Raw genomic sequence first — 18,498 nt, 5'->3', positions numbered from 1 at the left:
AAAGCTTTTAAATTCTATATTAAGGCTTCCTGCGGTATACCGTAGATAGTTAATGCAATTTCTCTTAAATCTCTTGATAGTTCTTCCATAGTTATTTCTCCTCTTAAGCCTCTATATATTATATTTCTATACTCTTCAGGAACATAATCCATTCTAGGTTCAGTATTATAAAAGTCCTTCAACGCTTGATCTCTTTTACTAGGATTAGTTACGGCTTCTTCCAATTCTCTTTCTAACCATTCTGGAAATGGAAAATTATTAGTCAAAGCTACGTAGAGCGATACTGTAAAAGAATATATGTCCATTTCATTTGAAGCTCTCTGTCCAAATCTCTGTAATGGATGAGCATAATAGGGAGTATAATGGATAACTGGCACCCCAATTTTTACTGCACTTCCAAGATCAGATAGCTTAGGAATACTTTGTTCATTAACTAAAGTGTTTAATGTGTCTTCTCCATATTTGGGCAATTGTTTTGTAAATAAAATATTAGATGGTTTTACGTCACAATGTACATATCCTTCTTTATGTATAGATATAAGACCTTGAGCAATTTTGGAAAATATTATAGAAACAATTTCTGGCCATAGTGATGAATGCCTTAATGAAGAATATTCTTCTTTAACTAAAATGTCTCTTAAATCTCCCCCTTCCATATATTCCATTACTATTGCTGGGGGAGAACTATAATAATCTATAAAGTTTTCATCCATAAAACTTGCTAAAATTCTTACCATATATTTAGAATTTTTGGATATTTCTTGCATTTTAGCAACTTCATATAACATTTCGCCAAAATTGTACTCTTTTTTCATAATTTTCATTGCGTATTGCTTACCTAATCTTTCTACTAATAATACATAGCCCATTCCACCATTTCCTGCTACTCTCTTTACTTCATATCCATATATAACATAGCCTAACCAAAGTTCTGGATAAAATTCCTTTGGAAAATAAAGCATACTTGCTCTTACTTTATCGCAAGCCTCTACTAATCCTTCTCTACATGCGTATAAATATTCCTTTTCTGCATCTTTATGAGAATTCAAATTTTCTAATGCATAAGCTTTTATATATGCTGACCCTGCAGTTCGTCTTATTTTTTCTACTTCTTCAATAGTTTTATACGCATCCATAAATTTTCCAGCTTTAGCATAAGCATTAGCCAGCATTAGTAAGTTTTGATAAGTTCTGGATCTTTTTATGGCTTCTTCAAAGTACTTAATAGCTTCATTTGGATTTTTCTTTAAGTGAATCCATCCTAATTTTATTAATGGTGCATCATAAGTAGGAAGTACGTTAACAGCTTCGTTCAATAGTTTAACATTTCCTGTTTGTTCGTATTCTTCCAATAAATTGTCTGCTTTTTTCCTTAATTTTTCTTCTAAAAGTTTATATCTATCATCAGAGAAAAACGAATAAATTTTCAGTGCTTCTAATTCTTTTCCTTCTTTCTCATAACATTCAGCTACAGCTAATGACTCCTCCGGAAACTTCTTATCTAATTTTTCATATAATGATATTGCTTCATTACATTTATTCATATTTGAAAGCTGGACTATTGAATTACGTATTATATCTTCGTCATTAGGATAGGTCTTTAAAGCATATTTTATCACTTCATAATCATCCATCATTTTCAATAACTGATGCTTGTTGTTTTTAGGTATAATTTTCCCGTAAATTATTGCATATGGAAAGCCTTGCAGTAGTTTTTCTCCTACTTCATTTTTCTCTAGTATGCACAAAGAGTTATTGGATTCAAAAATGTAACCGAACTTCATCTTTTCAGAAAATATACCTTCAAATTCAATTTTATTACAATCATATACAGGTATTTTAGTTAATTTCACTTTTTCGTTCTCTATGGAGACTAAATATCCTTTTATATTATCTTTAACCTTAATTTTGCCATTATATTCTTTAAGTATGCCGTTATCATAAATATATTTGTTATCGTTAGTAACAAAGACGAACTGCACATTTATTTAGCTTTAGGTAAAACCTTTTTTAACTTAAGGCTTAATAATACTATCTAACTTATTTTCTCTAAAAATGACTGAAGCCAATCCATTGCTTTAAAGTAATCATCTTTAAATATATTCTCATTGAATGAGTGAATGTTAGAACCAGCATTATCTACTCCTATACCATCAGCAACTTGATTATTGTTAAGTATATTAGCAAATGACTCCATTGGTCCTGTACCTGGACTATTAGGTAATACTACTGGATCTATTTTATACACTTCCTTAGCTGATTGAATTAACGCCTTACTTATTTCACTAGAAATTGAAGTCCTATAAGGCTTTACTTTCCCATATACTACTACTTCTATATTCTCCTTGTCTGCTATGCTTTTTAACTTAGTTAATATTTTTTCAGGATCTTGATTAGGAACTAATCTAAAATCAATTTTTACAAAAGCATAGGAAGGTATTACAGTCTTAGATCCTTCACCAGTATATCCACCAAAAATTCCTGCTATATTACATGTAGGCTCCTCAACTAGTTTTTTCATGAAATTATCAGGTACGTTTTGACCAAGTGCTTTTTCCATTTCTTCTTTATCAGCTTTAAGATATCTAGTTTCTTCTTCAGTTAACCATTTCACATCATCATAAAATCCTTCTATCTTAACTTTTCCAGATTGATCACGCAAATTATTAATAAAGTATACTAACTTCCATACTGGATTTTGAACTATTGGAGCGTACATAGAATGTAAATCTTTTTCTGTGGACGCTCTTAATTCTACGTATAGTAATCCTTTTACTCCTAAAACTATTTCTGGAGATCCATCTGGACCTCTACCGGAACCTTCCCAAAGTATATAATTGCTCTTAAGCAAGTCTCTATAGTTATTAAGAAAACTTACTATATTAGGACTTCCTATTTCCTCCTCTCCTTCGTATATAAATTTTATATTTATTTTTAATTTATTTTCCTTATAAAGAGAAATAATTTTCTGAAGTCTAGCCATCAAAGTACCTTTGTCATCTCCTACTCCTCTAGCAAAAATTTTCCCATCCTTTTCTTTAGGTTTAAATGGATCAGAATTCCACTTATCTAAAGGTTCTACAGGTTGAACGTCATAATGATTGTAAACTAATAGTGTCTTGTTGGCTTTGACATTTATTTCTCCATAAACATAAGGATTTCTAGACTTATCACGTATTAGTCTAGCGTCTATGCCATTAGATTTCATGTAATCTACTAGATATTTTGCTCCTTCTTCTCCTTTACCTTTCGCTGATGTAGTATCTATTTTTAAAAATTCGAACAAATCATCTAAGTAATCCATTACATTTTTAAAATAAAAAGTAAGATTTTAAGTTATGCTTAAACACATAGAGTACATCAGACATGGACTTACTGAACCTAAAATGACTGTGTATATATACAAAAAGGTTGAAGATGGAAAAATTGTCTCGGCGTTTAGAATTATGCTATATAAGGATAAGGTAATAACAGTATACGAAGATGATAAATTAAGCGGAGGAGAAGTTTCTGATATGTTAGAAGGTAAAATAGATAATGTTTTGAGTTTAATAAAAAAATATTATGACGAAAATATAGATGATTTAATAATTTATGGAGAACAAAGCGAAGTTGACAAATTATTGGATAATTTATAATTAATGTATTTGATTCTATATGAATAATAATACCATAATCTTTAGTATTAGTTGGATTTTATGGGGAATTGGATACTATTTATTTCAACCATTTCTATCTATATTTCTCATAAAATTTATCTCTCCTAATGATTTAGGTCTTTTCTACCTACTTTCTGAAGTTGTAGCTTTGCCTTTCCCTAGTATTGGAAATATTTTATCAAAACGATTCGGAATAAAATTTTCAATATTTTTTGGAATGATACTCAGCGGATTAGGTCTCATAATATTACCATTTTCAAAAAATTTTGAAGAGTTACTTATTTCTATCATGCTAAATGAATGCTTTTACATAGCATTACCCAACTATTATGCCATAATGAGAATCCAAGGAGAAAGTGTAATTACTAAAGTTTGGGCAATTTCTGTTTCCCCCGCTATAATAATGCCTACAATAGGGGGAATTATTATATCCTCTTTTGGATACTTATTTTTATTTTTAATTTCAGGAATTTCTATATTATTCTCAATAATTCCTTTGCTATCATTTAATTTTTCCTTCACTAAAGAAAAGCTATCAGTCAAGCAAAAAATACCATTTGTAATTATCTTTACTATTGTTCCTATTGCTTTATCGTCGCAATTTATCTACTTAGTTATAAAAGAATTATATAATCTTAACCTTGAAATTGTCGGCATAATTGCTACAACAGCCGAGATAATTGGTATGATTACAACTTATTTATTATCTTATGTTGAGCCTAAAAAGGCGTTGTATTTATCCTTCTCTATTTTCTCTATGCAGATATTTGCATTAATAAATCCATTTTTCGCTGTATGTTTTGGAATTTGGGAAGCTATAATTCCAATATCGATAGAATCGCGAAAATCAGTAGTAGATTTTACATATGCTACAACCATGCAAATAGTAGGCTGGATTTTAGGATATACTATAGCTACATTTATAGCTAATCCTTATACTTCTATCATATTCGCATCCATTTTATCATTATTACTTTTACCAATTATAAAAAGAAAATATTGAAGTAAGTGATTTTACACTAATAAAAAAAGTCAGTTATCTTAGCTTTCATAAGTTATCATTTAAAACCATGAAATCAAAATACTTATTGATGAATCTAATACAATTAACAATTTTAACAAATCTAGCTGAGGGAGAATTGAGTATAAAAGAACTTTCAGAATACATAGGAACTCCTAAGAAAACTATTGCAAAATCCTTATCTATGCTAGAGAATAAAGGATATGTTGAAAAGAGAGCTTTAATAGGAAAAGATATAATATATTCAATTACTGATGCTGGGCTAGAAGAATTATATAGAAATTACTTATTTATAAAAAAATTATTGGATGATATGGAATTTACATTATGCAATAGATTTGATTGTTAAAACCAAGAAAGTAAATTATAGAGCATTGAAATAAATTTCTGCTTATCTATTTCATAGACTACATTAGTATTAGGATTCTTATTTAATACTCCTAGATAATCTATTACAGTCATGCCTCGAGTTAAACAATCACAGTTTTCAATATCGACATATTGCTTTTCAACTTTTGTAGCTACTGAAGAATCTATAGCAATACTAGTTGTTATTAAATCAGGATGCGGATTTCCATTCATTTTTTGATACTGCATAGCAAATTTTCTGTAATGTTCATAAATAGAGATATAAAAGTTTGACATTTTTGTATTCATACTCATTATATATTTCCATTCTTTTTCATCAATTGTATAATTAGTTATTAAGTCCCATGCAACCATAGTTAGATCCATTCCAGAATTAAAGATAATTTTTGCTGCATCAGGATCAACCCAGATATTATATTCAGCTACTGGAGTTATATTTCCTCTCCCATATATAGTACCTCCCATTATCCATACTTTCCTTATTTTTTTAGCTATTGAATTATCTTTAAGATATGCTAAAGCTAAGTTAGTTAAAGGAGATATTGCTAGAAATTCCAATTCTCCAGGGTATGTATTAGCTAAATCTATTATAGCATCAATTGCACTTTTATTTTGAGCTTTAAGCGTTTTTGGCTCTGGAATTAAATCTCCTATTCCTCCTTTTCCATGAACATTTTCAACTGTTCTATAAGATTTTACTATTGGCCTTCTGCTCCCTAGATATACTGGTATATCCTTATTTATGAATTCTAACGCCCAAAGCGCATTATTTACTTCTTGATCAAAAGCTATATTTCCTTCAACTATAGTTATACCTTTAACGTCAATTCCATATCGAAGTAACATAAATAGACTCATTATATCGTCTTCTGCTGTATCGCAGTCAATTATAAAATATCTTGACATAGAATATTTACCTTTATACGAATATGTTTTTGAAATCAAATATCTTTTTTAACTTTTTATGAATCATTGAAGCTTCTTCAGATTTAAAATACTCATAATTAGCAAGTAAATCTTCGTCAGTAACATATATTTTTGCATATCCAGTATTTAGCACTGTATATGCATAAATTGGGTTTATTTTTTTCATAACATTTACGAATTCTTCCACATTATTGACTCTAACATAATAACTATTCTTATTACTTTCTTCAATATTAGGAACTCCTTCATCTTTACTAAAACCAGTTGTATCTATATTTTCAGTTAATGTCGCATGAAATTGGTATTTGCCATTTTCTAAGTATTCTATAAGCAAAACTAACGGATTAAATTTAGAAAATCTGTCTATACTAGAAATTAAATATGAAGTATCTTCTATTGTAGATTCAAACGTATATACCTTACTAGGTCTTTCAAATAGTTTTATTTTAGCCTTAGTTATACCTCCAAAAAGTCCTTTTGAACCTATAATACCTTTCCATCTAAACATTTTATAAGGAGTTACAAAATCTACCCATTCTGTAAATTCTGAAGGCTTACCAAACCTAGTAGATAAAGGAGAAATTTCATTATTAGCTAATAGTCCTCCTATTGAGCCGTCGTAAAATGAGGGAAATAAAAGATCTTTACTTAAAGCATCTTCCCTTATTTTCGATACAGAAGCCCCAGCATAAGCTATTACAAAATTCTCATGAATCTCATATTCATCCATTTTTACGTGAAGATAAATATCAGCTTTCCTAAGTTCAGAATGCCTTCCATATCCTAACATCATAACTTTTTTATTACTAATGTACGCATCTCTTAATTCATTAAAAAGTTCCTTTTCACTATATACTTCAGGCACGTCTAATAGCTTATTTAAAAAAGTTTAAAACGTATATGACATATCATTTTCTTTAAAACATAACCTTATTTAAAAAAACATCTTCATATAATTATGCCACTTGTAGGAGTCATTATGGGAAGTAAGAGTGACCTAGAATATATGAAAGATTGTATAGATATTTTAAAAGATTTTGGAGTAAGTTATGAAGCCAAAGTAGTATCAGCTCATAGAACTCCAGAATTTATGGTAGAATATGCCAAAACTGCAAAATCTAGAGGTATAGAAGTTATTATTGCAGGAGCTGGAGGAGCAGCGCATTTACCAGGAATGACAGCTTCTTTAACTACATTACCAGTTATAGGAGTACCAATACCATCTAAGAATTTAAATGGACTAGATTCCTTGCTCTCAATAGTTCAAATGCCATACGGTATACCAGTAGCTACAGTTGCCATAGGTGGAGCAAAAAATGCTGCTTTACTAGCAATAAGAATATTATCAATAAAACATAAAGACTTGGAAGAAAAACTTGAGAAATTCATGGAGAGTATGAAAAATGATGTACTCTCAACCTCTATCTAAATTAAAGATTGGAATCCTAGGAGGCGGACAGCTAGGCTGGATGATGATATTAGAAGGAAAAAAGTACCCTTTTGAATTTTACGTTCTAGGAGATAAAGAAAAAGATCCAGCATGTAAAATAGCTGACAAATGCTTCTCAGAGGAAGAATACAAGCAAATGATAGATTCGAGTGATATAATAACATATGAATTTGAGCATGTAAATGAAAATGCATTAGAATATGCAGAAGAAAAAGAGAAACTATTGCCAAGAATAAACAATGTAGAATTAAAGAGAGAAAGATATAAGGAGAAAGAATTTCTTAGAGACAACAGTTTTCCAGTACCTAGATTTTACGTTGCAGAAGATGGAGATGAAGCATTAAAAATACTAAAGGAAGAGTTCAATAATGAGGGAGTAATCAAAACATCTAAGGGAGGATATGATGGAAAGGGACAATATTTTATTCATAATGATGTAGATAAATATCAGTTTATTAAAGATATGAAGTGTAAATTCGTTGTTGAAGAATTCGTAAATTACGATTTTGAAGCATCAATAATAGCTGTGAGGAGCAAAAATGAGTTCAAATATTATACTCCTTCCTATAATTATAATGAAAAAGGAATATTAGTTTATAACTATGGACCATATTATAATGATAAAATGATAGAAATTGCAGATAATTTAACTAGAAGATTAGATTATGTTGGAACAATTGGAATTGAATTCTTTGTGAGAAAAAATCAAGTATTAATTAATGAGATTGCACCTAGGGTTCATAATACTGGACATTATACTCTTGATGCAGCATCGATATCACAGTTTGAAGAGCACATAAGAGCAATATCTGGACTTCCTTTAGGATCTATTAGTGTATCAAAATTCTTTGGTATGGTTAATATTTTGGGCACAGATAACTTACCAAAAGAGCTTCTTAATTACGGTAAAGTATACTGGTACGGTAAAAATGAAGTTAGAAAGAGAAGAAAAATGGGACATGTAAATATTATAGGTAATGATCTTGAAGACGTTAAGCAAAAAATTGATAATGTTATAAAATTAATATATCCACAAGGATATAGCTTATGAAATTTAAATTTAAAATCTGGATAGAAGATGAAAATGGAAATGCCATAGTTGGAAAAGGAGGAGTAGAACTAATCAAAGAAATTCTTAAAACAGGCTCCATAGCTAAGGCTGCAGACAATTTAAACATGTCATACAAGTTCGCTTGGGAATATTCTAGGAAGATAGAAGGTACTATAGGAGGATTAGAACCTAAAAAGGGAGGTAAAAATACTGGTGGTACTATAGTATCTGATAAAATTCAACAACTTGTAGAAATATATGAAAATGCAGAAAAGGAAATTCAAGAGATATTAGATAAATATTCTAAAAAACTTGACGAGTTAAATAACGTTAAATGAAATCTCAAGTAATTGCTTAGCATTTCTATATCTCCAGTGATCTAATTTTATTTCTCCTATTTCTCTGGTGTCAGAAACATGTTGTTTATTGCAAGCATTTATATTCCAGCCAGGAATTATGACGATATATAATTCTTTTATATCTGGAGGTATAGGGAACAAATCATAAATTTCATCTCCGTACTTCTTTTCTGCTTCTTCTCTTTGCAATTTTTCTACTATAAACGAAGCCCCCTCTAAAATTTTTTTGTTAGCTTCCTTAAAGATCTGTGAAATTTCTTCTTCATTAGGCTTTCTATCAAATTTTAATGTTAACCTACCATGAGGGCCATTAACATATGTACTAGCGGTCCATTTAGCATTTAGGATTTTTTTCGATGCGCCTTTTAAAACATGTAATGCACTATGTGTTCTTATCTCAATACTATCCATTTTCTATTGCCCTTAGTGCACCTTTTATAAATTCTTCTACAACTTTTTCTGGTTCTTTTGCTTTCATGACTGCACTTGCTACTCCTATACCTGCTGAACCCAACTTTATAGCAGTATAGACGTCATCTCCATTGCTTATTCCTGCTCCTGCTATAAGATATACGCTTGGAGTCTTCTTTATTTCATCAACAGCTTTCGTTATGACTTCTGGTTTAGCTTTAGAAACTGAAATTCCTGATCCTATTAATTCTGGAGGTTCTATTAGAATGGAATCAGGTTGAAGTAAACCAATTGGATTAACTAGTTCATATCTATCTATACAAACTACAGATTCTAATCCTAATTTTTTCATTTTAGTTAGTGCATTATGAATTTGGTCTAGTCTAATTCTTTTTTCACTATGGTTTAATAGACTTCCCTTTGCTCCAGCCTCTTTTATCATCTCTGCTGTTATTGCTCCAGTATGAGCACCAAGATCTACGTCATCTATATGTTGTGCATATATTGGTAGTGATACTTCTTGGGATAGAGTAGATATCATAGTTGCAGGTACTGATAGAGTTACTTCCGTAGAATATTCTATTGAAATTTTTTCTATTTTTTTAGCAATATCGATCCCTTTTTTTCCAAAGGCGTTGTCATATGCTTTGAAATTTATTATTAATATTGGCTTTTTCATAAGAATAGAATAGGTGAGTTGGTTTTATTTATTGCGGAATAGATTTAGCAGTAAAGAGAAAAACTGCTGTAGCAAAACTTTTTGAAGGAAAAATAGAATATTTGTTTCTTTTTAGCGATAATGAAATAATAGAATATTGCAAAGAAAGTAAAATAGTAGCCATAAATTCACCACTATCTTTTTCGCAGGGGTTTAGGGAAGTTGATAAAGCAATGATTAGAAAAGGTTATAGAGTACTTCCACCTTCTTTCATGAGAAGCCTTGTAGAAAGAGCAATAAGAATAAAAACTGAATTTAAACAAGTAATAGAAACTCATCCTACATCATCGTTAAAAAAACTTAAAATAAATTGGAAAAACTTCTCTAATATAAAAGATGAAGTAGATGCCATAATATGTGCATTAACAGCATATTCATACGATCTAGGAGTAGCAGAAGAAATATCTGCGATTGATGGGAAAATCTACCTTTTGCCCGAAAACATTAGTATAACAAAAGACAAAGCAAATAATCTGTATTTCTTTAAATTTAAGAAATAACTTTTGTACTATATTCATGCTAAGTACTTCCCGTAACTTATGTAGAAATATTATAAATTATTTTAGATCTCTACTTTCTTCTATGGAATTAAGTTTAAAATTCGTGAATTTCGAGAGTTCAGAATTAAAAGATAATCCATTAAATGATCCATTTATAAGAAAAATAGGTATAATAGAACCAGAAGATCCAATAGGTAAACCTATTATATTTTATCTTAGCGGATATCTTTCTTCATCTTTATCTATGCTAAACTACGATCCTCTATCCCAAGATTTATTCAGTAGAATATCTAGACTCATGGCTGAATCTAAAATAAAAGGTTCAATAGTAGTTTTGCCAGATATGTTTACAAAGGTAGGAGGAAATCAATATATTAATTCTAAGGCAGTAGGAAATTACGAAAATTTTCTTTTTAACGAATTAATTCCATTTTTTAAAGACAAATATAAATCGCAAGCATTAGGTTTGATCGGCAAATCATCTGGTGGATATGGATCTATAGTACTAGCGATGAAACATAAAGTAGATAGCATAGCTGTTCACTCAGCAGATTCTTATTTTGAATATGTATATCTACCTGAATTTCCTAGAGTAATAAATAATTTAAGAAAATACTCTTCCCCAGAAGACTGGTTAAATGAATATTGGAAGAAAGATAATAAGAAAAGAAAAGAAGATCTAAATACACTAAACATAATAGGAATGTCAGCTTTCTATTCTCCATCTGATGATGGAAAGATACTTTTACCTTTTGATTTAGATACAGGAGAAATAATTGATAGCATCTGGAAAAAATGGCTCGAAAAAGATCCGGTTAGAATGATAGAAAAATATCATGAAAATCTAAGTAGAACTAAAATTTTTATGGATGTAGGAATTAAAGATGAATTTAACATACAATATGGTATGAGAATATTACATAGTAAAATGAAAAAACTAGGAATAGAACACAATTATGAAGAATATAATGATGGACACTTAAATACCTCGTATAGATTAGATATATCCTTATCGTTCGTAGAAAAGTCGCTATACGAAATAATACAGTAGATAATTATTACGTCGTTTTACTATAGTAGTATTCAACTTATTTTATTATCTTCATAATCTTAATTATATATTATGGTAATAGATATAGTAATTTTGATGAAAGTAATATTAACAATTATAGGAACTGTTACTGCAGTATTCGGAGTAGGATACATTATACTAGTAAAATTTAATTTACCAAATTTAGATAAGCAAAATACAATAACTTTATCTACTATCCTAATATTTGTAGCTTTAGCGTCATTTATTATCTCATTTATTATACTATAACCTATGGTTATAGCTAAATTTGAAAACGGAGACACATTCTTGCTCTCAGAAAATGGAAGTATAAGCAAATTTCAAAATTTAAAACCAGATATTTTAATTGTTGATAAGCTATCACCAGATTTACTCAACTATGCTATAGAAAATAATTTAAAAATATTTGAATGCAATAAAAAGGAAAACGAATGCCTAGAAGAACTAGTTTTAAGATTATTTCCACAATGTAAATCATGCAAATTTATGTAAAAACAACTGCAGAGTTTTAAATAAGTATGTTTTTAATATATTTAAACTATTTTTAGTATATGTTGGTTACTGCACCTTTTGCTGGACCTATAGCTTTTCCTGTACTAGTAAAAAAGAAATTAGAAGAAGCAGATTTTGACTTAGAAAATTCATGTACGTCAAACAAAATAGGAAATATAGTTTTAGACGCAATAAGTAATATAGTTAGAATAAAAAATGAAAGATATAGAATAATAGGGGCAGTATATATCAAAATGTATAGCATTATAGGAAATAAAAATTCTAATAAAATATACACTATAAGAAAAGGAACATTAGCAGATATTAATGCTAGATTATATGCAAAATATACTAAAAAAGAAGTAATAAACACTGATGCAAAAACTGCAATAGAAATGGCAGAAAAAGGCAATCTTGCAATAGTTGGTATAGAAACTAAATTAGGAGATAGTTTAGAGGAAGAATTTGAAAAAATTGGAATAAAATCTCCTTCTTGTATAATTTACTCAGAATTAGAAAACAATACGAATTTTCTAAATGAATATTCAAGAGGAATAGAATTAATCAAAGAAAGACCTGAAGATTCATCCATAGTAATTTCCTCATCTTCTAACTATTATCCTTTAGACATAATGGAAAAGATAATATCTCACTATAATCACCAATTAACTACATCAAAAGATGAGATAAGTAAGTCAGTAAAAATATATTCTGAGATAATTCCAGAAATTTCAAGTCTGAGATTTTAACCCATATACATAAGGTAAATGCAATTGATAATGTAATGCCAAAAGCAAATCCCTCTCTGTTATTATCCCTTTCGGCTTTCCAGAATCATCAAGAATAAGTAATGAGCCTATATTCTTATCTATTAACATAGCAGCAGCTTCATTTATAGCTCTATCTTCTTCTATAGTAACTACTAGATTTTTCATTGCATCTTTTACTTTTTTGCTAAAGAAATAATCAGGATCCATTTTTTCAACACATTTAGCAGCATTTTTAATTGAATCTGCTGCAGTTATAATACCAATTACTTTTCCGTCTTCATCAATTACTGGTAGCCTCCTAAAACCTCTACGTAACATTTGTCTCGTAGCTTGCTCTAATGAAATATCAGAAGTGATTGTCGTTACTCTCTTAGTCATAAACATACCGACTGGAAAAAGAGGTTCTAAGTCCTGAAATTGAAGTAGCATCTCTCTTTCAGTAACTATTCCAGTAGGTTTACCTATCTCATCTACTACTGGTAATGCACCGAAGTTACGTGTGACCATAAGAGTAATTGCCTCTAAAATATCATCTTTTTCATAAACTACGACAGGATTAGGGGTCATATAATTTGAAGCTAAAGAATTACCTAGTTTAAACAAATCACCTTGAGTACAACCATTAGGACAAAATCCTAAGAATACATAAAGAAGATCTCTAGTCGATAATATTCCTTCAATTTTATTGTTGGCGATAATTACTCTTCCTATTCCTCTTTCATTAATTTTCTTAAAAGCTGTTAACAAATTATCTTCTATAGATATTATAGGTGGTTTAGTTATCTCTAAAGTTTTTACTATCATAATAAAGTATTCTTGAAAGAGGTATTAAAAACTTAGATTATTCTTTTAAGAGGATATAAAATTATAAATGTAAATAAAGTAAATGATACTCTAAAAATATATTTTACGATATGATTTGAAATAATTGCTTAGGTGTGGCGGGCCCGCCGGGATTCGAACCCGGGACCTACGGGTACCTCCCTAGCGGTTAAGAGCCCGTCGCTCTTCCTGGCTAAGCTACGGGCCCATATAAACTAGATAACTACGCAATATATATAAAACTATTGCTTCTTTTGAGTTAATGATGAATATATCATCTTTATAATTTTATACTTGCCTTGAACTTTATTAACCATTACTACTCCTTTTATTCTACTTCCTGGATGAATTTTATCTAAAACTTCTGGTTCTAGATTTAGAGAATTAGCAGAATTTATTAAATCTTCAAGAGTTATTTTCAACTTTTTAGTTTTTCTACCTTTTCTTCTACTATCTGCAGTAAAATATGCTAACCATATCGCTACTTTTTGTTTTTCATAATCTCTTAAGCTCATTTCTGTATCAGTATTGCATTTATAATTCCATCTTGTCCAGGTCTAGATGTGACTATTGCTTCTCCCGCTTCTGTCCTTATTTTTGCCCCTTTTACTATTATACCTCTTCTTGCATATTCTCTATTAGCTGGAACTTCTAATACTTCGAGAATCTTTACTTTCTTATATGTATTATCTGATGGATTTAACAAGTTAGCATACGCTGCATATTTTAATTTTATTTTTATATTTCCACCTAGTGTTCTTACTTTCTCTTTAATATCTTCTGAATGTAATTTTGTTTCTGACGGAGCTTCTCCCATTTCAAACTTTCTTTTATCCTTGTATGAACCTTTTAATCCTCCACTTATCTTCTTAAAATCGTTGCCTTGGTAAACTCCCATTTATCCTCACTCTACATTATTCAAGAGAGTTAAATAAAAAATTAAGCTCCAAAGTTTCTTTTTCTTCTTTGATAGGACCTTATTGCTCTCCAAAGATCTATTTTCCTAAATTCAGGCCAATATGCTTCACAGAAGAATAGCTCTGAATATGCTAAATGCCAAAGTAGAAAATTACTTATTCTCATCTCACCTGATGTTCTTATTACTAAATCTATATCACTTACTTCTTCATCATAAAAATATTTTTTAAAGCTATCCTCATCTAACATTATATTTTTTAGTTCTCCCTTTTTATATTCTAAAAGTAGTTTTTCTACTGCATCAAGTATTTCTTGTCTTCCTCCATAGCATATAGCTAAAGTTAAACTTCTATCCTTAAATGCTGATGATTTTTCTATCACTCTATCTATTGATAATTTTAGATCATCAGGTAATTTTTCTATTTTTCCTATAGTTCTAACTTTTACTTTGTATTTATATATGTATTCATCAGTTATTAATTCGTCTATTCCTTTCTTTATATATTTGAAAATAGTATTTAACTCCACTGAAGATCTTTTATCACAATTTTCTGTAGATAATGCGAAAACAGTTACGTCTTTTACTCCTAACTCAGCTAACCAAATTAGTACTTCTTTAAGTTTTTTATATCCTTGAAGATATGCCTCATGAACACTGGAATTCCTGTGTCTAGCCCATCTTCTGTTTCCATCTGGTATTATGCCTACATGCTTTGGAATTGGGCCATTCTTTATTTGATACCAAAGCCATCTTTCGTAAATTTGATATACTGGTTTTAGTACTGTCTTGAGCATATTTCTTCTATAGCTTTTGTATAAGTACTGATTCCTATAAATATTTCTTCCAGAGTTATTTTTTCGTTCAAAGTGTGTTCTAATCTAGAATCTCCCGGTCCATAAGTTGCAATGCTTTTTGTTATATCTTTTAATATATTCATGTCACTAGTACCTGCTTTTCTCACTAAAGATGGTTTTATTCCTTGAAGTAATAAGGCTCTATATAATGATTTTACTGTAGGATCATTAGCAGAAACTTTAACTGGAGGAACACTTTCTACTACTTTTATTTTGCATTCGTTAAATTCATTATTTATATTTGATAATATAGAATTTATATCATAATTATATGGATATCTTATATCGAAATGTAGATATACGTTAGATGGCGTAACATTAATGACTTGGCCAGCTTTTATAATTGTAGGCACAATAGAAGGTTTGTCATAAGATGTTGGTAATACTGATAGCTGAAGAATTTTTTTAGAAATATCAATAATGGGATTGTTTTGAGCTGAAGATGAATGTTGAGGTTGATACTCACATTCTATATCTAAATGAATTACACCTCTATATTCAACAACTATATTCTTAGTACTTGTAGGCTCTCCTATAATTATACTGTCAAATTTTTTACCAGAATTAACTAATTCTCTTGCTCCGGCACTTTTATTTTCTTCATCAGACAATGCAGCAAACATTACTTTGCAATCTTCTTTAGTAATCCACGTAGCTAATAGCATTGCAATAAGTGGACCCTTAGCATCAACTACGCCTCTGCCATAAATCGAATCCTTTTCTTCCTTTGGAGGAACAAAAGGTTGTACTGTATCTATATGCGATGCTAAAAGTATTTTAGCGTTTTTATCTCCAAGTAAAAATGAATTTGATTTTGTGACTTCCAATTCTAGATTTAATTCTTTAGATGCTTTTTCGAAAAAACTTAAAGCCTTTCCTTCTTCTCCCGAAGGAGTATAAATTGATGCTAAATCAAGAAGATAGTTTTTTGCTTTCTGTAAGAGATATTCCTTTTCTGGTAGCATTTACTGTTTCCTCCATGTCTTGTTGTGTGATCATGTATGGTGACAAAAATCTAATTGTAGATACTCCTGCTTTTAACGATAATATACCTTCATCTTGTAATGTTTTTATAGCTAATCCTGGATTTAATCTTAAGTCTACTCCGATCATTAGCCCCATACCTCTTACTTCTCTGACTATTTTGAAATCTGATAATGCTTCATTAAGCATTTTCATAAATATCTCACCTTTTATTCTAGCTTGTTCTGTTACGTTATCTGCTTTTAATGCTTTTATAGCTCCAGTTACTGCAGCAGCTGCAAATGGATTTCCTCCATATGTAGTTCCATGGTCTCCTTCTTCTAGTTTTTCTGCAATCCAATCTGGCATAAAGGTAGCACTTACTGGAAATCCTCCGCCTATAGCTTTTCCTGCAGTCATAAGATCTGCTTTTATTCCAAAATGTTGATGAGCCCAAATTTTTCCTGTTCTTCCAAATCCTGTTTGTACTTCATCAACTATTAATAGTATGTTTTTTTCTTGCGTAACTTCTCTTAGGGCTTTCATAAAATCTTGATGAGCTGGAATGACACCTCCTTCGCCTTGTATAGGCTCGACAATTACTGCTGCGGTATCTTCATCTATTTTATTTAATTCTTCTATGTTGTTAAAATCTAGAAATTCTATTGGACCTAATAATGGCTCGAATGGTTCTCTATATCTTTTATTCCAGGTTACTGATAATGATCCTGATGTCCTTCCATGAAAGGAATTTTTAAATGCTATAATTTTCTTTTTTCCTGTTATTTTTCTTGCTATTTTTAATGTCAATTCTACTGCTTCACTACCTGAATTTAGTAGAAATACATTATCTAATCCTTCTGGTTTTACTGTATCTAATTCTTTTAGCATTTCTTGTCTTATTGGAGTATCAAAGGCAGTAGTGAGCGTAATTATTTCTGACATTTGTTTTTGCAAATATTCCATTACTATTTTGTTTCTATGCCCTAAGAATGCAACTCCATGACCTGCGTGTAAGTCTAAGTATTTTCTTCCTTTATCGTCCCATACGTATTGGTTTTCTCCTTTTACTATGTTTATTCCTCTTCCTTTATAGAATTCTATTAGTTTCATTTTCTAATCCACTCTTCAATCTTCTTAATAAGATAAGATGAAACATTAAATTGGTTTACTCTTACAGTGTTTTTATATTCTGGTACTCCATTTACTTCATCTACTAAATATCCTCTTTCAGGATCTTCAAAAACGTCGATACCTAAGAAAAATCCCCCTATTATATCTTTAACTTTTAATGCCAAATCTTGTAATTCTTCATCAATTTTTAATGGTTCAGCTATTGCTCCTAGTGCTGTATTTGTTCTCCAGTTTTTACTGTTTACTCTATATATTCCTACTGGAGCTTCATCTCCTATTACGAATATTCTAATATCTCTATCCGGTTTTTTAACAAATTCTTGAATATAATAAATATATTTTGCTGACAGTGTTGTAAAATCTTGATATTCCATAAAACTTCTTAAAGTATCTTCATCAGTAACTTTTGCTACCATTCTGCCCCAGCTTCCTTCTATCGGTTTTATTACAGATGGATATCCTAATTTGTTTGCTAATTCTATGCTTTTTTCTTTTGAAAAAGCAAACCCAGTCTTAGGTATTGGTATATCATGACTTGATAGCAACATTGTCGTTATTAATTTATTTTCGCAATTTACTAATGTTCTAGAGTCATTCACTACTTTATACCCTAATCCTTCAAATATTGCTGAAGTTGATAATGCTCTTTGATGAGATGTATTACGTTGTAATACTACATCTAATCCTTGAATTTGAAAATCTTCAGATGATATATAATAAAAATCTTTAGTATATATTGGTACTACTTTATGTCCTAATTTATTTGCTTCTTGAATTAAGTTTTTTTCTTCCCATCTGAGGAGGTCATATGTTACTCCTAGGATCACTCTCCCCAGTCCTCACCAACTTGTTCTGCTAGTCTTACCGCTAGTCTTCCATTATCATTATATACTTCTAATTGTGCTCCACAGTCATGCTCTATTATTTCTCCTGGTAATGCATCGTCTTCTACTGTAACTTGGCCTCCACATACAGGACATTTTAAGGTTACCATTTATGGTCGAGAT

At 30.1% G+C, this 18,498-nt stretch carries 26 protein-coding genes and 1 tRNA gene; 11 read left to right on the top strand and 16 right to left on the bottom strand.

The window, feature by feature from the left end; all coding sequences use genetic code 11:
* Positions 1–14: 14 nt before the first annotated feature.
* Both B6F84_RS08390 and B6F84_RS08385 read right to left on the bottom strand, forming a co-directional pair.
* Positions 15–1,982, bottom strand: a complete 1,968-nt coding sequence (locus B6F84_RS08390) for a protein kinase domain-containing protein (RefSeq protein WP_148691821.1) — start codon at positions 1,980–1,982, stop codon at positions 15–17.
* A gap of 53 nt (positions 1,983–2,035) precedes the next feature.
* Positions 2,036–3,304 carry a M20/M25/M40 family metallo-hydrolase gene (locus B6F84_RS08385; protein WP_148691820.1) on the bottom strand — a complete coding sequence of 423 codons (1,269 nt, stop codon included), beginning with the start codon at positions 3,302–3,304 and terminating at the stop codon, positions 2,036–2,038.
* A 34-nt stretch (positions 3,305–3,338) separates the two neighbouring features.
* On the opposite strand from B6F84_RS08385, the gene B6F84_RS08380 reads away from it, so the two are divergent.
* The 3 genes from B6F84_RS08380 (at position 3,339) to B6F84_RS08370 (ending at position 5,029) form a co-directional block, all read left to right on the top strand.
* Positions 3,339–3,638: a hypothetical protein gene (locus tag B6F84_RS08380; protein ID WP_148691819.1), complete on the top strand. Its 300-nt coding sequence runs from the start codon at positions 3,339–3,341 to the stop codon at positions 3,636–3,638.
* A 19-nt stretch (positions 3,639–3,657) separates the two neighbouring features.
* Positions 3,658–4,662 carry an MFS transporter gene (locus B6F84_RS08375; RefSeq protein ID WP_148691818.1) on the top strand — a complete coding sequence of 335 codons (1,005 nt, stop codon included), beginning with the start codon at positions 3,658–3,660 and terminating at the stop codon, positions 4,660–4,662.
* Between the two features lie 88 nt (positions 4,663–4,750).
* Positions 4,751–5,029, top strand: a complete 279-nt coding sequence (locus B6F84_RS08370) for a helix-turn-helix domain-containing protein (RefSeq protein ID WP_148691817.1) — start codon at positions 4,751–4,753, stop codon at positions 5,027–5,029.
* Here B6F84_RS08370 and B6F84_RS08365 read toward each other — a convergent pair.
* Positions 5,026–5,955: a nucleoside hydrolase gene (locus tag B6F84_RS08365; RefSeq protein WP_148691816.1), complete on the bottom strand. Its 930-nt coding sequence runs from the start codon at positions 5,953–5,955 to the stop codon at positions 5,026–5,028. The genes B6F84_RS08370 and B6F84_RS08365 overlap by 4 nt on opposite strands.
* Before the next feature lie 13 nt (positions 5,956–5,968).
* Positions 5,969–6,841 (bottom strand): FAD-binding protein, encoded by an 873-nt coding sequence (locus B6F84_RS08360; protein ID WP_148691815.1) that lies wholly within the window; start codon positions 6,839–6,841, stop codon positions 5,969–5,971.
* A gap of 93 nt (positions 6,842–6,934) precedes the next feature.
* On the opposite strand from B6F84_RS08360, the gene purE reads away from it, so the two are divergent.
* From purE to B6F84_RS08345, 3 genes are read left to right on the top strand one after another with little or no spacing between them, the layout of a single operon-like run.
* Positions 6,935–7,405: a 5-(carboxyamino)imidazole ribonucleotide mutase gene (purE, locus tag B6F84_RS08355; protein WP_148691814.1), complete on the top strand. Its 471-nt coding sequence runs from the start codon at positions 6,935–6,937 to the stop codon at positions 7,403–7,405.
* Positions 7,383–8,477 carry a 5-(carboxyamino)imidazole ribonucleotide synthase gene (locus B6F84_RS08350; protein WP_148692877.1) on the top strand — a complete coding sequence of 365 codons (1,095 nt, stop codon included), beginning with the start codon at positions 7,383–7,385 and terminating at the stop codon, positions 8,475–8,477. Before purE ends, B6F84_RS08350 begins: the two co-directional genes overlap by 23 nt.
* Positions 8,474–8,815, top strand: a complete 342-nt coding sequence (locus B6F84_RS08345; RefSeq protein ID WP_148691813.1) for a winged helix-turn-helix domain-containing protein — start codon at positions 8,474–8,476, stop codon at positions 8,813–8,815. Before B6F84_RS08350 ends, B6F84_RS08345 begins: the two co-directional genes overlap by 4 nt.
* Here B6F84_RS08345 and B6F84_RS08340 read toward each other — a convergent pair.
* From B6F84_RS08340 to B6F84_RS14180, 3 genes are read right to left on the bottom strand one after another with little or no spacing between them, the layout of a single operon-like run.
* Positions 8,798–9,247 carry an alanyl-tRNA editing protein gene (locus B6F84_RS08340; RefSeq protein ID WP_148691812.1) on the bottom strand — a complete coding sequence of 150 codons (450 nt, stop codon included), beginning with the start codon at positions 9,245–9,247 and terminating at the stop codon, positions 8,798–8,800. The two genes, B6F84_RS08345 and B6F84_RS08340, sit on opposite strands and share 18 nt — an antisense overlap.
* The gene (gene tpiA, locus B6F84_RS08335; RefSeq protein ID WP_148691811.1) at positions 9,240–9,926 is read right to left on the bottom strand and encodes a triose-phosphate isomerase; all 687 of its coding nucleotides are present in this window, start codon (positions 9,924–9,926) and stop codon (positions 9,240–9,242) included. The genes B6F84_RS08340 and tpiA overlap by 8 nt, the downstream gene beginning before the upstream one ends.
* Before the next feature lie 28 nt (positions 9,927–9,954).
* Entirely contained in the window at positions 9,955–10,089 is a 135-nt protein-coding gene (locus B6F84_RS14180) for a hypothetical protein (protein WP_257788600.1), read from the bottom strand.
* Positions 10,090–10,138: 49 nt separating this feature from the next.
* On the opposite strand from B6F84_RS14180, the gene B6F84_RS08330 reads away from it, so the two are divergent.
* The 5 genes from B6F84_RS08330 to B6F84_RS08310 all read left to right on the top strand — a co-directional run bounded on the left by B6F84_RS08330 (position 10,139) and on the right by B6F84_RS08310 (position 12,778).
* Complete coding sequence (locus B6F84_RS08330; protein WP_148691810.1) at positions 10,139–10,465, top strand: hypothetical protein; 327 nt, start codon at positions 10,139–10,141, stop codon at positions 10,463–10,465.
* A gap of 82 nt (positions 10,466–10,547) precedes the next feature.
* Positions 10,548–11,516 (top strand): alpha/beta hydrolase-fold protein, encoded by a 969-nt coding sequence (locus B6F84_RS08325; protein ID WP_148691809.1) that lies wholly within the window; start codon positions 10,548–10,550, stop codon positions 11,514–11,516.
* A gap of 72 nt (positions 11,517–11,588) precedes the next feature.
* Positions 11,589–11,786, top strand: a complete 198-nt coding sequence (locus tag B6F84_RS08320) for a hypothetical protein (protein WP_148691808.1) — start codon at positions 11,589–11,591, stop codon at positions 11,784–11,786.
* A gap of 3 nt (positions 11,787–11,789) precedes the next feature.
* The gene (locus B6F84_RS08315) at positions 11,790–12,029 is read left to right on the top strand and encodes a hypothetical protein (protein WP_148691807.1); all 240 of its coding nucleotides are present in this window, start codon (positions 11,790–11,792) and stop codon (positions 12,027–12,029) included.
* A gap of 59 nt (positions 12,030–12,088) precedes the next feature.
* Positions 12,089–12,778: a DUF3834 domain-containing protein gene (locus tag B6F84_RS08310; protein WP_148691806.1), complete on the top strand. Its 690-nt coding sequence runs from the start codon at positions 12,089–12,091 to the stop codon at positions 12,776–12,778.
* On the opposite strand, the gene B6F84_RS08305 is transcribed toward B6F84_RS08310, so the two are convergent.
* The 9 genes from B6F84_RS08305 to lysW/argW form a co-directional block, all read right to left on the bottom strand.
* Entirely contained in the window at positions 12,761–13,603 is an 843-nt protein-coding gene (locus tag B6F84_RS08305) for a CBS domain-containing protein (RefSeq protein ID WP_148691805.1), read from the bottom strand. The two genes, B6F84_RS08310 and B6F84_RS08305, sit on opposite strands and share 18 nt — an antisense overlap.
* A 135-nt stretch (positions 13,604–13,738) precedes the next feature.
* A tRNA-Lys gene (locus B6F84_RS08300) sits at positions 13,739–13,829 on the bottom strand.
* A gap of 34 nt (positions 13,830–13,863) precedes the next feature.
* The gene (locus B6F84_RS08295) at positions 13,864–14,136 is read right to left on the bottom strand and encodes a signal recognition particle subunit SRP19/SEC65 family protein (protein ID WP_148691804.1); all 273 of its coding nucleotides are present in this window, start codon (positions 14,134–14,136) and stop codon (positions 13,864–13,866) included.
* Complete coding sequence (locus B6F84_RS08290) at positions 14,133–14,519, bottom strand: 30S ribosomal protein S8e (protein ID WP_148691803.1); 387 nt, start codon at positions 14,517–14,519, stop codon at positions 14,133–14,135. The genes B6F84_RS08295 and B6F84_RS08290 overlap by 4 nt, the downstream gene beginning before the upstream one ends.
* Before the next feature lie 41 nt (positions 14,520–14,560).
* Positions 14,561–15,334, bottom strand: a complete 774-nt coding sequence (gene uppS, locus B6F84_RS08285; RefSeq protein WP_148691802.1) for a polyprenyl diphosphate synthase — start codon at positions 15,332–15,334, stop codon at positions 14,561–14,563.
* Complete coding sequence (locus B6F84_RS08280; protein WP_148691801.1) at positions 15,316–16,359, bottom strand: N-acetyl-lysine deacetylase; 1,044 nt, start codon at positions 16,357–16,359, stop codon at positions 15,316–15,318. The genes uppS and B6F84_RS08280 overlap by 19 nt, the downstream gene beginning before the upstream one ends.
* On the bottom strand, positions 16,307–17,470 hold the full coding sequence (lysJ, locus tag B6F84_RS08275; RefSeq protein WP_148691800.1) for a [LysW]-aminoadipate semialdehyde/glutamate semialdehyde transaminase: 1,164 nt from the start codon (positions 17,468–17,470) through the stop codon (positions 16,307–16,309). Before lysJ ends, B6F84_RS08280 begins: the two co-directional genes overlap by 53 nt.
* On the bottom strand, positions 17,467–18,318 hold the full coding sequence (lysX, locus tag B6F84_RS08270; RefSeq protein ID WP_148691799.1) for a lysine biosynthesis protein LysX: 852 nt from the start codon (positions 18,316–18,318) through the stop codon (positions 17,467–17,469). Before lysX ends, lysJ begins: the two co-directional genes overlap by 4 nt.
* Positions 18,315–18,485, bottom strand: coding sequence for an alpha-aminoadipate/glutamate carrier protein LysW (gene lysW/argW, locus B6F84_RS08265; protein WP_148691798.1), 171 nt, complete (start codon positions 18,483–18,485; stop codon positions 18,315–18,317). The genes lysX and lysW/argW overlap by 4 nt, the downstream gene beginning before the upstream one ends.
* Positions 18,486–18,498 lie beyond the last annotated feature (13 nt).

The sequence above is a fragment of the Acidianus manzaensis genome (assembly GCF_002116695.1).
In the GTDB taxonomy this organism is placed as follows: domain Archaea; phylum Thermoproteota; class Thermoprotei_A; order Sulfolobales; family Sulfolobaceae; genus Acidianus; species Acidianus manzaensis.
This window is presented reverse-complemented; position numbering and strand designations above follow the sequence as displayed.

Excerpts from the sequence above, each read along its gene's own strand:
- B6F84_RS08315 (WP_148691807.1), top strand. The coding sequence starts at position 11,790 with ATGGTTATAGCTAAATTTGAAAACGGAGACACATTCTTGCTCTCAGAA.
- B6F84_RS08290 (WP_148691803.1), bottom strand. The coding sequence starts at position 14,519 with ATGGGAGTTTACCAAGGCAACGATTTTAAGAAGATAAGTGGAGGATTA.
- B6F84_RS08330 (WP_148691810.1), top strand. The coding sequence starts at position 10,139 with ATGATTAGAAAAGGTTATAGAGTACTTCCACCTTCTTTCATGAGAAGC.
- B6F84_RS08295 (WP_148691804.1), bottom strand. The coding sequence starts at position 14,136 with ATGAGCTTAAGAGATTATGAAAAACAAAAAGTAGCGATATGGTTAGCA.
- B6F84_RS08320 (WP_148691808.1), top strand. The coding sequence starts at position 11,589 with ATGGTAATAGATATAGTAATTTTGATGAAAGTAATATTAACAATTATA.
- uppS (WP_148691802.1), bottom strand. The coding sequence starts at position 15,334 with ATGCTCAAGACAGTACTAAAACCAGTATATCAAATTTACGAAAGATGG.
- B6F84_RS08280 (WP_148691801.1), bottom strand. The coding sequence starts at position 16,359 with ATGCTACCAGAAAAGGAATATCTCTTACAGAAAGCAAAAAACTATCTT.
- lysW/argW (WP_148691798.1), bottom strand. The coding sequence starts at position 18,485 with ATGGTAACCTTAAAATGTCCTGTATGTGGAGGCCAAGTTACAGTAGAA.
- tpiA (WP_148691811.1), bottom strand. The coding sequence starts at position 9,926 with ATGAAAAAGCCAATATTAATAATAAATTTCAAAGCATATGACAACGCC.
- B6F84_RS08340 (WP_148691812.1), bottom strand. The coding sequence starts at position 9,247 with ATGGATAGTATTGAGATAAGAACACATAGTGCATTACATGTTTTAAAA.
- B6F84_RS08310 (WP_148691806.1), top strand. The coding sequence starts at position 12,089 with ATGTTGGTTACTGCACCTTTTGCTGGACCTATAGCTTTTCCTGTACTA.
- B6F84_RS08325 (WP_148691809.1), top strand. The coding sequence starts at position 10,548 with ATGGAATTAAGTTTAAAATTCGTGAATTTCGAGAGTTCAGAATTAAAA.
- B6F84_RS08375 (WP_148691818.1), top strand. The coding sequence starts at position 3,658 with ATGAATAATAATACCATAATCTTTAGTATTAGTTGGATTTTATGGGGA.
- B6F84_RS08305 (WP_148691805.1), bottom strand. The coding sequence starts at position 13,603 with ATGATAGTAAAAACTTTAGAGATAACTAAACCACCTATAATATCTATA.
- B6F84_RS08365 (WP_148691816.1), bottom strand. The coding sequence starts at position 5,955 with ATGTCAAGATATTTTATAATTGACTGCGATACAGCAGAAGACGATATA.
- lysJ (WP_148691800.1), bottom strand. The coding sequence starts at position 17,470 with ATGAAACTAATAGAATTCTATAAAGGAAGAGGAATAAACATAGTAAAA.
- B6F84_RS08345 (WP_148691813.1), top strand. The coding sequence starts at position 8,474 with ATGAAATTTAAATTTAAAATCTGGATAGAAGATGAAAATGGAAATGCC.
- B6F84_RS08370 (WP_148691817.1), top strand. The coding sequence starts at position 4,751 with ATGAATCTAATACAATTAACAATTTTAACAAATCTAGCTGAGGGAGAA.
- purE (WP_148691814.1), top strand. The coding sequence starts at position 6,935 with ATGCCACTTGTAGGAGTCATTATGGGAAGTAAGAGTGACCTAGAATAT.
- B6F84_RS08380 (WP_148691819.1), top strand. The coding sequence starts at position 3,339 with ATGCTTAAACACATAGAGTACATCAGACATGGACTTACTGAACCTAAA.
- B6F84_RS14180 (WP_257788600.1), bottom strand. The coding sequence starts at position 10,089 with ATGGCTACTATTTTACTTTCTTTGCAATATTCTATTATTTCATTATCG.
- B6F84_RS08385 (WP_148691820.1), bottom strand. The coding sequence starts at position 3,304 with ATGGATTACTTAGATGATTTGTTCGAATTTTTAAAAATAGATACTACA.
- B6F84_RS08350 (WP_148692877.1), top strand. The coding sequence starts at position 7,383 with ATGTACTCTCAACCTCTATCTAAATTAAAGATTGGAATCCTAGGAGGC.